Annotated in this window: 15 protein-coding genes; 8 read left to right on the forward strand and 7 right to left on the reverse strand. The window is 68.9% G+C overall.

Translation table 11 applies throughout. From position 1 onward, the window contains the following. The first annotated feature begins 222 nt into the window (after nt 1-222). Nucleotides 223-1275, forward strand: coding sequence for an AGE family epimerase/isomerase (locus ACX9GQ_RS13570; protein WP_459630088.1), 1053 nt, complete (start codon nt 223-225; stop codon nt 1273-1275). Between the two features lie 29 nt (nt 1276-1304). On the opposite strand, the gene ACX9GQ_RS13575 is transcribed toward ACX9GQ_RS13570, so the two are convergent. Then, entirely contained in the window at nt 1305-2030 is a 726-nt protein-coding gene (locus ACX9GQ_RS13575) for an SDR family NAD(P)-dependent oxidoreductase (RefSeq protein ID WP_459630089.1), read from the reverse strand. A 96-nt stretch (nt 2031-2126) separates the two neighbouring features. On the opposite strand from ACX9GQ_RS13575, the gene ACX9GQ_RS13580 reads away from it, so the two are divergent. Continuing rightward, a complete protein-coding gene (locus ACX9GQ_RS13580) occupies nt 2127-3026 on the forward strand; it encodes an alpha/beta fold hydrolase (RefSeq protein ID WP_459630090.1) in 900 nt (299 codons plus the stop codon). A gap of 91 nt (nt 3027-3117) precedes the next feature. Here ACX9GQ_RS13580 and ACX9GQ_RS13585 read toward each other — a convergent pair whose 3' ends face one another. The 3 genes from ACX9GQ_RS13585 to ACX9GQ_RS13595 all read right to left on the reverse strand — a co-directional run bounded on the left by ACX9GQ_RS13585 (nt 3118) and on the right by ACX9GQ_RS13595 (nt 7026). Continuing rightward, complete coding sequence (locus ACX9GQ_RS13585; RefSeq protein ID WP_459630091.1) at nt 3118-3945, reverse strand: PEP/pyruvate-binding domain-containing protein; 828 nt, start codon at nt 3943-3945, stop codon at nt 3118-3120. Continuing rightward, the gene (locus ACX9GQ_RS13590) at nt 3942-5570 is read right to left on the reverse strand and encodes a PEP-utilizing enzyme (protein WP_459630092.1); all 1629 of its coding nucleotides are present in this window, start codon (nt 5568-5570) and stop codon (nt 3942-3944) included. The genes ACX9GQ_RS13585 and ACX9GQ_RS13590 overlap by 4 nt, the downstream gene beginning before the upstream one ends. Before the next feature lie 100 nt (nt 5571-5670). After that, nucleotides 5671-7026, reverse strand: a complete 1356-nt coding sequence (locus ACX9GQ_RS13595; protein WP_459630093.1) for an MFS transporter — start codon at nt 7024-7026, stop codon at nt 5671-5673. Between the two features lie 234 nt (nt 7027-7260). Here ACX9GQ_RS13595 and ACX9GQ_RS13600 point away from each other — a divergent pair, with 234 nt between their 5' ends. From ACX9GQ_RS13600 to ACX9GQ_RS13625, 6 genes are all read left to right on the forward strand, one after another. After that, on the forward strand, nt 7261-7854 hold the full coding sequence (locus tag ACX9GQ_RS13600; protein WP_459630094.1) for a hypothetical protein: 594 nt from the start codon (nt 7261-7263) through the stop codon (nt 7852-7854). Between the two features lie 169 nt (nt 7855-8023). Beyond that, nucleotides 8024-8845, forward strand: a complete 822-nt coding sequence (locus ACX9GQ_RS13605) for a class I SAM-dependent methyltransferase (protein ID WP_459630095.1) — start codon at nt 8024-8026, stop codon at nt 8843-8845. A gap of 180 nt (nt 8846-9025) precedes the next feature. Then, entirely contained in the window at nt 9026-9199 is a 174-nt protein-coding gene (locus ACX9GQ_RS13610; protein WP_459630096.1) for a hypothetical protein, read from the forward strand. Between the two features lie 629 nt (nt 9200-9828). Next, nucleotides 9829-11490 carry a sensor histidine kinase gene (locus ACX9GQ_RS13615; RefSeq protein WP_459630097.1) on the forward strand — a complete coding sequence of 554 codons (1662 nt, stop codon included), beginning with the start codon at nt 9829-9831 and terminating at the stop codon, nt 11488-11490. Between the two features lie 548 nt (nt 11491-12038). Then, entirely contained in the window at nt 12039-12551 is a 513-nt protein-coding gene (locus ACX9GQ_RS13620) for a c-type cytochrome (RefSeq protein ID WP_459630098.1), read from the forward strand. Nucleotides 12552-12597: 46 nt separating this feature from the next. After that, a complete protein-coding gene (locus ACX9GQ_RS13625) occupies nt 12598-13221 on the forward strand; it encodes a zinc metalloprotease (protein WP_459630099.1) in 624 nt (207 codons plus the stop codon). Nucleotides 13222-13255: 34 nt separating this feature from the next. On the opposite strand, the gene ACX9GQ_RS13630 is transcribed toward ACX9GQ_RS13625, so the two are convergent. From ACX9GQ_RS13630 to ACX9GQ_RS13640, 3 genes are read right to left on the reverse strand one after another with little or no spacing between them, the layout of a single operon-like run. Then, nucleotides 13256-14050, reverse strand: coding sequence for a substrate-binding periplasmic protein (locus ACX9GQ_RS13630; RefSeq protein WP_459630100.1), 795 nt, complete (start codon nt 14048-14050; stop codon nt 13256-13258). Between the two features lie 6 nt (nt 14051-14056). After that, nucleotides 14057-14917, reverse strand: a complete 861-nt coding sequence (locus tag ACX9GQ_RS13635; RefSeq protein WP_459630101.1) for an ABC transporter permease — start codon at nt 14915-14917, stop codon at nt 14057-14059. After that, a complete protein-coding gene (locus tag ACX9GQ_RS13640; RefSeq protein WP_459630102.1) occupies nt 14914-15900 on the reverse strand; it encodes an ABC transporter ATP-binding protein in 987 nt (328 codons plus the stop codon). The genes ACX9GQ_RS13635 and ACX9GQ_RS13640 overlap by 4 nt, the downstream gene beginning before the upstream one ends. Between the last annotated feature and the right edge of the window lie 21 nt (nt 15901-15921).

The following is a 15921-nucleotide window of genomic DNA, read 5'->3' on the forward strand; positions in this document are numbered from 1 at the left end:
TTATAAAGTTATAATATTAAGAATTTACAGATATACATTATTCCTGACAGTATTAGAATGTCTTGCGCGCGGTTCTCATTCGCCGTTGGTCAGCGAAATCGCGGTCGCGATACGGCCCTTGATCACGTGGCCCTGGAAGCTTGCTTACTCCGTGACTGGTTGATTTCAAAGGCGCTACCCTACTGGTGCACGGTCGGGCATGACGGCACCGGGCGGGGTTTCGTGGAGCACCTCGACCTCGACGGACGGCCGGCCTCGGTCGGCTACAAGCGCGTGCGGGTGCAGGCGCGCCAGATCGCGGTGTATGCGCAGGCCGCCCTCATGGGGTGCGCGGTCGGGGTCGACGCAGGGCGGGATGCATTGTCGTTTGTGCGCGACCACGCCCGGCGGGCGGATGGCGGGATCGGAAAGTTGCTGTCCCGCGACGGGCGCCTCCTCGATCCCGCCCATGATCTGTATGACACGGCGTTCGTCCTGTTTGCCTGCGCCTGGCACGCCCGGCTTCATCCGGACTCACCGGCCATTTCGATGGCGCGCGACCTGACCCGGGACGTGACGGAACGGTTGCGCGCGCCCGACGGAGAGGGTTTCCAGGAGCATCGCCCTGCGACCTCCGGAGACAGGCTCCAGAACCCTCACATGCATCTTCTCGAGGCCATGCTGGCGCTGGCGGACACCACCGGCGAGGATCGATACCACGCCCTCGCCGATGATCTCGTGGATCTCTTCCGGCGACGGATATTCAACCCTGCTGACGGCACCGTCTCGGAAAAGTTCGACAAAGCCTGGAACCGGCCGTGTCCGTCCGGCGACCGGGTGGAACCCGGCCACGTGTACGAATGGATTTCCTTGCTCCTATGGGACGAGGAGCGGCGTACGAGGCGGGGCGAAGCGGCATTCAGGGACCACGACGTCATCGACGCCCTCTTCTCGTGGGCCTCCACGAACGGCCACGCTCCCGGCAGCGATCTTGTCGTCAACGGCGTCTTCGCCGATCTGTCCCGCCGCGACGAGGGCCTGCGAATCTGGCCTCAGACCGAGGCCATCAGAGCCCACGCGTTGAGACTTGTGCATGGCCTGCCGGCTTCGCCGGCGCGCCTTGCTGGTCTTATCCGGGGCCTTCGCGAGACCTTCCTGTCACGCAGCCCTGCTGGTACTTGGACCGAGGCGTTCGATGCTCGTGGGGTAGCGACGGAGCAGCGTATCCCCGCAAGCACGCTCTACCACATCATGGGTGCGTGGCTGGCGCTCGAACGGCTCTTCGACGGTCGCTGACCTGGGCCACATCGGCGCCTCGAACCCCGTCACTGCGCCGTGTAGCCCCCGTCCACCAGGACGTCGGCGCCGGTCATGAAGCCGGCGCGGGGGGAGGCGAGGAAGGCTATGGCCTCGGCGATCTCCTGCGGACGGCCGAGGCGGCGCACGGGGTGCAGTGGCGCCATGGTGCGCTCGGCAGCGTCCTCGGAGCCGAACTGCTGCACCAGCCGCTCGGTCGCGATGGCGCCGGGAGACACCGAGTTGACCCTGATGCCCTCGCCGGCAACCTCCAATGCGAGGCTGCGCGTGAAGGAGAGCATCGCGCCCTTGGTGGTGGAGTAGGCAATCCGCGTCGCCGAGCCGACATGGGCGAAGGTGGAGGCGACATTGACGATGCGGCTGCCGCGCCGCATGAGCGGCAGCAGGGCCTGCGTCACGTTGAACGTGCCGGTGACGTTGACCGCCATGGCGAGATCCCATTCCTCCGGCCGCAGTTGCGTCAGCGGCACGGACCGCGTCACCGTCGCGGCGTTGTTGACCAGCACGTCGAGTGTTCCGTGCGTCTCCTTGAGCAGCGCCGCGAGCGCGGCGACCGCGGCCCGGTCGGTGATGTCGCAGGCATGGCCCGTGCAGCCGTCCGGCAGATCGCCCGGCTCGGTGAGGTCCACCGCGTGCACCCGCGCGCCACGCGCCGCCAGCGCCTCCACCGTCGCCCGCCCGATGCCGCGGCCTGCGCCCGTCACGCAGCACGCCTCGCCCTCGAGATCCCTCATCGCCAGTCTCCTCCCGCTCCATGCCGGCTGGGGCCATCATGGCACGGGCGAGGGGCTGGCGGTCTGCCGTGCGGGCATGCTAGCTCCGCCCTCGCCATGAGCCGCTCCCCGGACGACACGCCCGCCGGCGACCTGCCGCCGCCGCGCCGCGAGACAATCGCGCTGCGCGGGCTCGCCTGCCACCTCTGGCGCTGGGGTCGGGTCGGCGGGCGTCCGCTGCTGCTGCTGCACGGTGCGCGCGACTGTGGCGGCTCCTTCGGGTTCCTTGTGGCGGCGCTGGGCGGCGACTGGGACATCGTGGCGCCCGACTGGCGCGGTCACGGCCACTCCGGACGCGCCGCCGGCAGCTACTGGATGCACGAGTTCGTCGCCGACCTCGACGTCCTGCTCGACACGCTGTGGTCAGGCCACGAAGTGGATGTCGTCGCCCACAGCCTCGGCGGAAACGTCGCCACGCTGCACGCCGGCCTTCGGCCCGGCCGCATCCGCCGCCTCGTCGCGCTCGATGCGATGGGACCGCCGGCGCGCCGCCTTCCGGTCGAAGCCGCCGCGACCCTGGTCGACTTCCTCACCCGCCAGAGGCCGCGGGCGCATCGTGGCCACGCCACGCGGGAGGAGGTCGCGGCACGGCTGCGCCTGTCCAACCCGCGCCTGTCGCAGGAGCGTGCCGCAGTGCTCGCCGAGATCTCCGCCGCCCCCGGCACGGATGGTCTCTGGCGCTGGCTTTTCGACCCGGCCATGACCCGTTCGCTGCCGACGCTCCATACGCTGGCGGAGTGGCAGAGCGTGTGGTCGCGCGTCACCGCTCCGGTTCTGTGGATCGCCTCAGGCGACGGCCCCGGCGACACGCCGTTCTACGACGCCGCGACGGTGGCCGAGCGCCGCGCTCTCCTGCCGCACGCGGAACTCGTGCGCGTGCCTGGCGCCGGTCACAATCTCCACCACGACCGCCCTGAAGAGGTCGCGGCACTTGCCGAGGCATTCCTGCTGCGGTGAGCATCGCCGATGGCGGCTCGGGCCGCATGCGGCCCCGGTCAGTCCCTCGGCGCGCGTGAAGGCACGGAATGCAAGCCGGGCGGCGTCGCACTCACGGGCTGAATGCACCCCGCCGTGTCACGGGGCGCCGCTGAAGCAGGAACAGGACGCCGCCCTCGATGGCCCATTCGATGTCGTGCGGTTCACACCCGAAGACGGCGTCGCAGCGCCGTGCGAGGCCATGGAGTCCCTTCAGATCGGGGTATCCCAGGCACAGCCGCCGCGACAGGTGGGGCGGCACGGGATCGTGGACCGTGCCTCCGTCCGCGGCGAGCCGCACCTGTCGGTCCTTCCGCCCCGCCGTTCGTTCCAGTACCTGTCCGTCCGGGGTCATGCGATAGCGATCGGGCACGATCATGCCCTGCACGACGCTCTCGCCCAGTCCCCATCCTGCCTCAACCACGATCTCGTCGCGCCCGTCCACAGGGTCGCACGTGAAAAGGACGCCGGCGGAGTCGGCGCTCACGAGACGCTGGATCACGACGCCGACCTGTGGTGCCCCGCAGGCACCCATCCGCTGCCGATAAGCGAGGGCGGCGGGCGTGCGCCCCGACGCCCAGACTTCCCGGATGGCTTCCAGGGCGGCGCCTGCGCCGACCACATTGAGCTTCGTCGCGTGCTGCCCGGCGAAGCTCGCCTGGGCCGAATCCTCGCCCACCGCCGACGACCGCACGGCAAAGCCGCACCCCACGGCGTCGACATGGCCAAGCACCGCCTCGACGGTCGCCGTGTCCCCCGCCACCACCCGCTCGACCACCGTCGCCGAGAGCGCAAAGCCCTCCGGCACGGGCAATCCGGCTCGCAAAGCCGCGCCGAGTTGCACCGCCTTGCCGCCGAAGGCGCCCGGATCATGGGCCTCGACGAGCCGGACCGCCGTCATGACGCGTCCAGCCGCACCTCGCCCGTGGTGCCGTCCACCGTCACCGTCGCGCCGTCCTGGATGCGCGCCGTGGCGTCGAGGCAGCCGACGACGCCGGGGATGCCGTATTCGCGGCTGACGATGGCGGCGTGCGAGAGCAGCCCGCCGTTGTCGGTGACGATGGCACCGAGCAGGGGCAGCACGAGGTTGAAGGCCTCGGTGGTCGTGCCCGTCACCAGCACGTCGCCGCGCTGCAGTCGGCCGAAATCGTCGGGGCCGCCCACAAGCCGAGCCGTGCCCGTGTAGCGGCCCGGGCTTGCGGGGGTGCCGCGCACGGTCCGCTCGTCGCTCTGGGCACCGGAGGGCGCGAAGATGGCGTCGATCGCTGTCCCCATCGCCCGCATCAGCCGCTGCACGGCGGGCGGCAGGCCGTCGAGGGGCGGCGGCGGATGCGGCGGCTCTCCCAGGAAAGGCGGCGCGTCGGAGGCGCGCAGCGCCATCCGGTCGTCAGCCCGCTCCGCGAGCGTGTCCGCATCAGGGCCGCCCGTCCCGGCGAGAATCTGCCGGATCTCGTCGGGCTCGGCCTCGATGAGGTGAGCCGGCTCGTGCAGACGCCCCTTGTCGACGAGCCTGCGGCCGGCCTCGAGCAGGGCCCGCCGGGTGATTCCGGCCGCCCAGACATCGCTGTAGAGGCCTCGTTCGTCGCGCAGCCGGGACAGGGCCCGTGCCTCGTCGAGGAGTTCGTCGAAGGCGGCGCGGTGCTCGGCCGGCACCCGTTCACGCAGCCGCGCAACGTCCGCGGAGGTCGCCTTGCCCGGGTGGCGGCCCTCTACTGCCACCCGCAGGCCCTCCAGCAGCACCTCCGGGGCCTCGATCACCGCCCGGTCGCCAGTGTCGAGGCTGTCGAGCAGCCGCCAAGAGACGATGTCGAGATAGGCCTTCACAGCCGGCCCGACTGGTGCGGGCTCGGCCGCCAGCCGCGTCAGGATCTCTGCCGCCGGGGCGGTGGAACCGAGCACGGCCCTCGCGCCCGCCGATCCCTTCAGGGCCTCGACCGCAACCTCCAGTTCAGGGCAGGTTCCGGCCGATTCCGGCGCTGCCCCTCGCATCACCGCGAGGAACTCCCCGACGGCCGCACCGGTCCATTCGGCGACCGAAGCGATGAAATCGCCCACGGGCAGAAGTGCCGCTGCGTTGAAGGAATGGTGCTGCCGCACCATCCGGCCCAGATGGTCGATGCAGCGGTCGACATGAGCGGCGAGGGCCGAGTCGTCCAGTGTCGTCGGGTCGATGGCCTGCAAGGCCAGGTTGTCCCGGATCGACGCGGGTTTCGCTTCGTTCAGCCAACGGCTCAGGTCCTCCCGCCACAGCTTCCGTGCAACAGCCTGCTGCGCAGCGTCGAACCGGGCGGGGACGACGTCGGGCCCGACCGGCACTGGCATGAAGAAGCCGAGGCCGTGGATCATCCGGAAGTCGAGCGTGTCGACAAGCAGGCCGTAGCGACTGAAGCCCTCCCGGCACCCGATGGCGATGTTCGGCGGATGGATCGCAGCCTGGAACCGCGTGAACGGTCGCGGCATGTGCACGGCGTCGAGAAGCCAGGTCCCCGGTCCCGGGGGCTCGAAGGCGAGGGCACCAGCCGTCATGGCATTCCTCCAGGCGGGGGTTTGATGACGGAATGATGACAACTGTCGAATGCGTGCTCATGTGTAAACGCGCACCGCGTGTTTCACAGTTCCGTGAAGTTCAAACGCCGGTGTTCCGGCTCCGCGGCAGCAGGGCGGCGGCGACCAGTGCCGCGAAAGCCGCGATGGCATAGACGACGGTCAGCGTGACGTGATCGTCCACCGAGGCCTCGTCGCCGCCCGAAAGCACCACCGCCTGCACGGCGATGGTCGCGATGCCGCCGAGGTACCGCATCGTGGAGCCGAGGCCCGCCGCCATTCCCGCCCGGGCTGGCTCAACCGCCGCCATGACGGCGGACTGCGCGGGTGACGACGCGAGGCCGAGGCCGGTGCCAATCAGAAGCAGTCCGGGCATGGCGTCGGCCGGGGTGTCGTATTGCGCGAGCCTGCACATGAGGACCGTACCGGCCAGCGTCGCGGCCGCCCCGGCGAGGCCGGCGACACGCGGGCCCCACCGGTCGACGAGCCGCCCGCCGACGGGAGAGGCGATGACCATGCCGATCATCATCGCGAAGAGGCCCTGGCCCACGCTGCGCGGCGGGCTCTGGTGGAAGTGGGCGAAGTAGGCCGGAAGCTGGAACAGCAGGCCGTACATCGCGAAGTTGTGGAGGGCCATGATCCCGGTGCCGGCCGCGACGACGGGCCGGCCCAGCAGCGCGACGTCGAGGGCCGGACGCGGGGAGCGGCACTGGATCCAAGCGAAGGCCGCCCCGGCGAAGGCGCCTCCGGCGAGGAGGACGGGGCGCCATGGGCCTTCGATCTTCCCTGCCGCCACGATCAGGACGAGCGCGGCGCCGAGGAGGCCCAGGCCCGTCCAGTCGATGCTCCCCACGAAGCGCCGCAGCCCTTCGGCGGCATCGCCGCCGCTCTCAGGGACCGGATGAAGCTTCAGGAGCACGGCAGCCACGGCAAGGAAGGGCAGGGCAGCAAGGAACGTGTAGCGCCAGCCGAGCGCTCCGACGATCTCGGCTCCGAGCAGGGGACCGAGGGCCGCCGACAGCGCCATCACCGCGCCGAATGTGCCGAACAGGCTGCCGCGTCGGTCCGGGGCAGCCGTGATCCGGATGATCGCCAGCGTCGAGGGCACGACGAGCGCACCACCGACCGCGGTGACGCACCGGGCAGCCGCGATGAAGCCGAGCGTCGGGCCGAGGAACCCGGCGATGGAGCCGAGCGCGAACAGCCCCATGCCCCAGTGCAACGTCCGGAGGTGACCGACCGTGTCGCTGAGCCGTCCGGCGGGACCCTGGCAGAGGATGGTGAGGACGAGATAGCTCGAGACGAGAAGGCTGGCCGCCTGCACCACCTCGACATCGAGCCCTGCCGCGATCTGCGGCAGCGCCACCGCCATCAGGGTCGACCCGAGGGGCGACTGCGCGCTGGCGAGGAGAAGACCCGTCAGGATGACCCGGTTCAACGGCGGGCCCCCGACCCAAGCCACGGCGACCCGTCGCCACCGGCCACGCTGTCGTGCCGACCGGGTCGCGTCAAGCAGCGACGCAATCCGGTCTCCCGATGCCGCCGACTTCACGACCGCTCGCCTTCACATGCGCGTGTGGCGCCGGCCGCCGCCGTGGTCCGGCCCGCACGCCACGGCTAAGCTCTCGCACGAGGCGACGACGGGACCACAGTCCGCCCGGAAGGGGATGCCATGGCACGACACATCACGCTCGCGGCGGCCCTCGCGCTGCTGGCCTCCGGCGGCGCCGCACTGGCGCAGCAGAACACCAACATCCGCGGCACCATCACCGGCTTCGACGGGAAGACGCTGGCCGTCACCACGCGCGGCGGCGAGGCCGTCGTGGTCGAGGTGCCGGAAGCGATCAACGTCGCGATCACGAAGCCCTTCACGCTGGCGGACGTGAAGCCCGGCATGGTCCTTGGCGTCACCACCGTCCGCCGTGCCGACGGCAGGGTCGTGGCCATCGACGTGCGGCCCATTCCGGCCACGGCCAACCAGGGGCTCTCCCCGCACGACCTGGCGCCGGACTCCACCATGACCAATGCCGCAGTGGAGGGCACCGCGACTGCGGCGGAAGGCAACGAGCTCACGCTCAACTACAAGAGCGGCACCATCACGGTCCTCGTGCCGCCGGGTACGGCGATGTCGCAGGCCGCACCGGGAAGCCGCGGCGACCTGAAGGCGGGCGAGACCGTCTTCGTCGCGGCACGACGCGCGGAAGGCGGTGGTCTGACCGCCGCCCGCGTTCAAGTGAGCAAGGACGGGGTCAAGCCGACGCAGTGAGGCGTTCGCGACGGGTCATTCTGCGACCTGCGTCCATGCGCGATGCCCGCGCCGCCGGCCGCCCGCGCTTCTTGCGGACGGTTGCGCAAGCGGGCGCAGGTTCACGCAGATGCTGTTTGGCGACTGGTCCGTTCTGGGCTTATGCTTCTTTTCCGGATGGAGAGGGGCCATGGTCGACAAGGTCGCCAACCACTATGCCGGCGGTACCGACGTCGTCGGCGCCATCGCCGAGAGCCTCCGCAGGGCTGGCAAGGATACCGCCCACCTGACGACGGCGGATCTCGGGACGGTCGACGAGTTCCACATTCGCGGACGTCCGGCCACGCTGGAACTCGCCCGGTCGCTGAATCTCGATAGCGGGTCCCATGTGCTCGATATCGGAAGCGGCCTCGGGGGCCCGGCCCGGACCCTCGTGGAGGCCTACGGGTGTCGCGTGACGGGCATCGACCTCACGCAGGCCTTCTGCGACGCCGCCGCCACCCTCAGCGACTGGGTCGGTCTCGGCGACCGCGTGGCCTTCCGGCAGGGCGATGCAACGCAGTTGCCGTTCGCAGACGGCACGTTCGACGCGGCGATGACCATCCACGTGGCGATGAACATCGCCAGCAAGGACCAGGTCTACGCAGAGGCGAGACGAGTGCTGAAGCCCGGCGGGCGTTTCGTGATCTACGACGTCCTGCAGGGGGAAGGGGGCGAGGTGCTTTACCCGGTCCCATGGGCCCGGGAACCCTCCATCAGCCACCTCGCGACACTGGACGAAATGCAGACCCTCCTCACCACGGCGGGGTTCGCCATCGTGGACGTACAGGACTCGACCGACGAGGGGCAGCGCTGGTTCGAAGCCATGGCGGCGCGGATGGCGGCTGGCGCCGTGCCGGCCGTGACGTTCCAGTCGTTCCTGGGGAACGACTTCCCAGCGATGGCGCGCAACCAGGTGGCCAACCTGCGGGAGCGCCGGATCCGCACGGTCACTTACGTCTGCCAGGCCTGAGGCCTCCCGGCGCTCGGACCTCGGAGCCGGGCCGACGGTCAACGATGGCGGATCCGCGCCCGCACTGCGCCCGGGGCGCCCGCGACGACGCACGGCTTCAGGCCTCGCCGCGGCTCGTCGACCCTCGCGAACGAAGTGCGGGGCTTGAGGATTGATTGCCCATGGAAGGAGACCATCCCCATGGACACCTACTTCGGCATCATCCTGTTCAGCTGGATCGTGATTGCACCGACCATCGGGTTGGTGGTGATGAGCAGCATGGAAAGGCGCCCCCGGCGGCTTCCGTCGCATGTCGGTCCTGACTATTCGGTTTCGCAGCCTGACAATCGCGGGACCATCGCCAGCGCCCAATGACCCGGACGGGAACTAAGGCCTGACTTCGGCATTCGGGTTTGCTGACCTTCACGTCAGACGACGACCCATCCCGCTTCCCCCGGCCGCACCTCCAGCCCGCGGCCGGGGCTTTTGTGGTGGTGAGGCCCATCCGTTCCACAAGACGGAGCGGCGTTCCCACCCACCGACTCTCCCGACGACCTGCTGGTCCCGGCCATCCGTCCATGGACGGCGCTGTGATCGTTGGCGATGGCGAACGCGTTCGATGACGTGCGCTCCTGCGCCGTAAGCGGCACGGATCGACGATCGGCCCGGATCGCAACCGCCGTGAGGATGGGACGAGGGTCGCCAGCACGATATTGCCGGCTATCGGGGTCCAGCTGGCTCGCCGGTCGGCACGAAGAACCGATGGTCGCCCGAGCGTCATCCCATCGCCGACCGACATGACGTTTTGAAGCCTGCCTGTCATCGTGAGACGATCGACCGGCGTTGTACCGCGACTGCGTCTTCTGATACATTCCAGAAATAATTCGCCACCCGTGGCATGAATTGAGAAACAAAGGGAGCGGACGGTCGAAGCTTAACTTGAGCGTGGCAATAACGGGACCGACGGAAGTTCAATCATAATAAGAAGAATTTTGGGCAGGGCCATGAAAATGCGCCGGTGGCGTCGCTTCACGATCTCCGAGTACCTGATCGTTTTCGCGCTCGTTTGCTCAATGCCGGCAATGGTGGCTCTGGCGTTTACGGGGCTCAGCGCGGTCAACGAAGAGCGCGCCCGGGTTCAGGAGCAGGCCGTACTGACAGCGCAGAACTTCAGCCAGGCCACCGATGCCGAGATCAAGAAGCTGGTCGGTGTGCTGGAGACGCTCGCGACGTCGCCGGCGCTCATGTCCGGTGACCTGCGCCGGTTTCGGGACCAGGCGGTCTCGGTCGCCGACAGGAATCGGGCAGGCATCGCGCTTCGCGAGCTCAACGGCCAGCACGTCGTGAGCACTTTGCTGCCGTTCGGCTTCGAGCCCATGCCGGTGACCCGGGATCAGGTGCTGCTCGATGCCGACAAGGCCGCGCTCGAGAAGGGGGCATGGGTCCTTTCAGGAGTCTACAAGGGCGCGACGGACGGCCGCCGGTTCATCAGCATCGTTCTTCCGGTCTTCCGGGACGGGCGGCCGGCCTTCCTCCTGACGCTCGCTCTCACCTCGGACAGGCTGGAGGAACAACTCCGGCTGAGCGGCCTCGCCGATGCCGACTGGCTGTCGGCCATCGTGGGTCAGGACGGGCGTGTCGTCGCCCGGACCCGAGAAAGCGCCCGCTACGTGGGCCAGAAGGCGTCCTCCGACCTGCTCGCCGCGATCAGCCACGCGTCCAGCGGGACCATGCTGTCCCGGACCCTGGACGGACAGGATGTGTGGACCGTCTTCCGAAAGGGCGAAGGCGAACTGACGACCGTCGTTAGCGTATCCAAGGCGGTGCTCGACGCGCCGGTGAAGCGTCTCGTGCTGATGGTGCTTGCCCTGGGCCTCGCAATCCTTGGTTTCAGTATGGCAGGAGCGATCGCTTTCGGCCGGCTCCTGCAGCGTGAGCTCAAGCGGCTGGCGGAAAACGCGAGGGCCATGGAGAACGGGGACGCTCTCCATCCCTTCGCCGGGCGCATCGTCGAGATCGAGACCGCGCAGTCAGCGCTCATCCGGGCAGCGGAACAGGTTCGAGGTCTGGTCAAGGAACTTGATCACAGGGTCAAGAACACGCTGTCGATCATCCAGTCCATCTCGAGCAGGACCGTTCGCGATCCCGGCGACCGGGACAAGATCATCCGTCGCCTCTCGGCCCTGAGTTATGCGCAGGAGGCCCTGAGTTCAGGGGAGGGGAAGGGAATCGACCTCTCGTCGCTGCTCCGGGCGGCATGCTCGGCCGCCGCAGCCGACGTTCGGTTGTCCGGACCGTCCGTTCAACTGACCGCCCGCGCTGCCACCAGCGTCTCGCAGGCCGTTCAGGAGCTTCTGCACAATGCCCAGGTGCATGGGGTTCTCTCGGCTCCCTCTGGAGCGGTTGAGTTGCGCTGGACGGTCGGCGAGGGACGGGTCCGTTTCGACTGGCGGGAGCGGGGCGCCATCGTCGGATGCAACGAGGCCGAAGGCTTCGGTCTGAAACTCGTGCGGCTGTCCATCGAGCGACAGCTCGACGGGTCCCTGACGATCTCCCGGGCCCCGACCGGATGGACCATCCAGTGGTCGTTTCCGCTCAGCAGTCTCCTTGGCGATGCCGCGTCGGTGGCCATGCCGCCGGAGGATGCGCTGGTCGAAACGTCGTAACCAATACGCGAGGCCCTCGAGCCGCCTGAAGCGCTCGTGCAGCGCAAGCCTCCGCCGCCGCGGCAGCAGCCCCCGCAGCGATGGATGCGCGTCGTCCTCCAGGGTCTGACGTGAAGATGGCAGAGGCCCAGAGCCGCTTTGACAGGAACGGCAAGCTCAAGCTTTGCCGATAGCACGGAGATCCAAGTCAATTCAGGTTCGACGGCGCCTTTGCTGCGCAAGCCGTTTGCCTTCGAGGAGCTTCAGGCGGTTCTGGCCGAAGCAGTGGACGGACGGGTTCCGGCACTTGGCGAGGACACCGGCGGCCAGACGTAAGGACGCGTGGCAGGCCGACTGGAGGCACGGCGGTGCGGCGAGCGCCGAGCGAAAGGAGGCGCGGCAGGCATATCAGGCCCGCGCTGCTCGCAGGCCGTTGAAAACATTGGCCTTGCTTCGTGGAGGATCCTTTCACATGCTGCTGACGGCGGCCCCCGACGCCCATCCCGCCGGCGTGGTGGAGCCGCCCATGACGACGCACCGCAGCAGTGCGCGCTAGGGGAGGATGCAACGTGGGAAAGCCAGCGGCGGTTTGGGGTCTGGGCGTGGCGGCCCTCCTCGGGTTCTTGTCTTCTTCAGTGGCGGGAGTGGCGGGCGGAGCCAATGGCCTCGCCGGCACCACGGCCGAGCCTGCGCAAGGCGCGGCACAGGCGCCCGTGAGGCTGGCGCAGGCCGCGACGGGCAACCGTCCGGTATCCTGGTCCGACGTCCAGGCCTCGCGCGGCGAGAAACTGTTCAAGGAGGTTTGCGCCGATTGCCACGGTGCCAGCCTGCGCGGCGGCCTGATCGGCGGCCCGCCTCTCACGGGCTCGGCCTTCGCCCAGAAATTCCTGAACGGCACGCCCGCCTCGGCGCTGTTCCTGTTCAACAGCACCCTCATGCCGCCCGATTCTCCCGGCCAGTACTCTCCCGGCGAGTACGTGGACCTCACGGCCTTCATCCTTCGCGAGAACGGCATCGACTCGTCCGGGGCGCCCATGCCGACCAATCCGGCTGCGCTCGACCACATGATCGTCGAGAAATGAGGCGCCGCATCGCGGGGCAAGCGCTCGCAAGGTGCGGGCAACCGGGGTGATCGGCCCGGAACTCACCATTCAACTCGTGGCGATGCGCCTGCTTGCCGGCATCGCGATCGCCATGGTGCACAGTCTCGCCATAGCCCGCGTGGCCGTGCTTCTGGGCGACGACGGGCCCCGCCATGACGGCCGCACGAGGCCGTTCTCCTCGGGGCACATCAGCCTACCGGGGATCGGCGCCCTGATGCTCACGGGCTTCGGCTGGGCCGCGCCTGTCACCATTGCCGGCGACAGGTTGAAGGGCGGCCGCATCGCGCTGGTCCTCCCCGTCCTGGCGGGCTCGGCGGCCCTTCTGCTGCTCGGGTTCGTTCTCCTGCTGCTGGCCAGCCCGGCCCTCCGCGCTCTCGATTTCACGGCCGGTGTCACGGCTGCGGCCTTCGTGCGGGTTGCGGGACGCCTTTGTGTCTGGATAGCCCTGTTCAGCCTCCTGCCTGTCCCCCCGCTCGCGGGCGCGCACCTGCTGGAGGCGATGGGCGTCCGGTTTCCCCCGCGAGCTGCCGTCGCGGGTGCCATAGCGCTGACGCTTGCTTCCCTGGCAGGGTGGACCCAATGGCTCCTCACGCCCGCTTACAAGGCCATCGCTCCCCTCGTGCTGGGCGCCGATGTCGCGCTGACCTAGACCGCGCCGCGTTTGCCACGCTGCTCAGGATGCCCTAGTTCAGCGGGGCGCCTGCGTAGCGACGAAGGATCCCGGCGGTGGTTCCGGTCGCCGCAAGCTCTGCCATGGCATCGTCGATGGCCCGCTTGAGGGTCAGGTCGCCCTTCCAGAGTCCGAAGACGAGGCCGTGACGCGGCAGGCTTGCGGGTGCCCAGGCCACCGTCCAGTTCCGTTCGCTGGCGAGCCGTGCCGCGAGGAGGGCTTCGGTGACGCCGGCGTCGAAGCGGTGGTCGGCGATTCCGGCTACGAGGTCCTCGGGCGTTCGCACCACGACGATCCGCGCGCCAGCGCCGCGCAGGAGGTTGGAAAGCCCGATGCGGTCGAGCCCTGACACCAGCGTGAGCACTCCGATGGTCCGGCCCTTCCAGTCGGCCAGCGGCTGCGGAGAGATCACGGCCCAGCCCGTGCGGGCGTGTGGCGGCGTGGTCTCGAGGAAAGAGCGGGTCTGATCCGAATCGACCACGCCACCGGCGATCACCTGGCACTGCGCCCGCGTCAGGCCCCAGTTGCGCGGATTGAAGTCGCGGCCAATGGCGTCGTTGACGTTCAGCGCGAGGTCCACCCCCAGGCGCGCCGCCACCGCCTTCAGCAGTTCGATGTCGACCCCAGGCCGCTCCGGGTCCCCGGTGACGAGTGGCGGGTAGGTAGCGGGCGTGCAGGCCCGCAGGGCGCCTCCGGCCCGCACCTCCTTCAGCGCATTGTCGGGGGGCAGAAACGTCACCGCCAGAAGCAGCCCGACGACGACTCCGATCGCCCCGAAATTGCCCGCAAGGCGACGCAGGTCCGGCATGGCGGCTCAGGCTCGCCGGAAGTCGTGGAGCGCGAGGGAGAACAGGATGACGGCCGCCCCGACCATCACCCCGATCCCCATCCACAACGGGAACTGGTGATAGCCGATGAGCACGCCTCGCAGGGCGTCGACCGCGTAGGTGAGCGGGTTCCAGGTCACGAGCGTGACCAGCCATTCCGGATAGGTGACGTAGGTCTGGTCCTTCGAGAGGGAGGGATCCAGCGGGAACATCGATCCGGAGGTGAAGTAGAGCGGCATGATGACGGCGTTCGAGAAGATCCCGAAGCCCTCGAACGTGCGAATGCGGTTGGCGATCACCACCCCCAGCGACGTCACTGCGAAGGACAGGATCGCCATCAACCCGATCGCCTTGAGGGCGCCGAGGGCCGTCAGCGGGACATCCGCGAACCGTGCAAGGATGAGGACGAGGCAGCCATGTGCCAGTGCGACCGTGCTGCCGCCCAGCACCTTGCCCAGCAGGATCGTGGTGCGCGACAGGGGCGAGGTCAGCACCTCGCGCAGGAAGCCGAACTGCCGGTCCCAGATCACCGACACGGCGGACTGGACCGACGTGAACATCACGTTCAGGGCCACGACGCCCGGGAAGATGAACTGCAGGTAGGTGAACGGCACCACGAACGTCGCCTGCCCGTACACCTCTCCGCGAAAATAGGGATTGAGGCCGATCCCGAGGATCAGGACCCACAGGATCGGGCGGCTCGCCCCGCCGATCAGCTGCCCGCGATCGCGGACCGCGCGCATGACCTCGCGGAGCCAGAGCCCGTAGAGACCCCCGAGTTGCAGCATCAGCCAGGAGCGACGCTGCCGGACAGGCGGGGCAGCCCCGGAGCCTGCATCGCCGATCATCGCGTATGCTCCCCGCCGCGCTTGCCGAAGGCGAGTGTCACGTCTCGAGCGTCGGCACTGCGATCCCGCAATTCCCGTCCGGTCAGCGACAGGAACGCGGTCTCGAGACTGGGCGTCTTGGTCGACAGGGCCCGCACCCGGTTGCCGAACTGGTCGAGAAAGGTCTCGATGAAGGCTTCGTCTGCCCTGATCGCGATCTCGCCTCCCTCCTGGTGCGCAATCCTGTCGGCGAAGCGCGCGAGGATGGCAGCGTGGTCGGCCTCGGAACGCGGCGTGCACACCAGGACCTGTTCGCCCTGGCGCTGACGCAGCGCGGCGGGCGTGTCGATCGCCAGCACCTTTCCCTTGTCGATGATGCAGACCTGGTCGGCGTCCTCCACCTCCTCGATGTAGTGGGTGGTCACCAGCACCGTGAGCTGCCTCTCCGCTTTCAGGCGGCGCACATAGTCCCACATTCGCGCGCGGCTCTGGGCGTCCAGCCCGGCGGTTGGTTCGTCAAGCAGCATGATCTCCGAATCGTGGATCAGTGCGCGGGCGATCTCCACGCGGCGCTTCATGCCGGACGAGAGCGCCCGTGCCGGCTTGTCGGCCCAGTCCGTGAGATCCACCATCGCGAGCATCTCGGCGATGCGCCGGCGACGCAGGGGCTGCGGCACGCCGAACACGAGCCCGTGGATCTCGAGGTTCTCGCGCACGGTGAGACGGTCGTCGAGACTGGGCTCCTGGAACACGATTCCGAGCCGGCTTCGCGCCTCCACGGGATCGCGACGGACGTCGAACCCTGCGATCTCCGCCACGCCGCCGTCCGGCGCGAGGATCGTGCAAAGGATGTGCATCAACGTCGTCTTGCCGGCGCCGTTGGGCCCCAGCAGCGCGAACACCTGCTGTCGTGGCACGTCGAAGCTGACGCCGTCGAGTGCCAGCGTGCGTCCGTAGCGCTTGGTCACGGAGGCGATCCGGATCGCAGGTCCGATGGCGCTCACGGCCGTCGCCTCCGGGACGAT

The organism is Alsobacter sp. R-9, assembly GCF_054612375.1.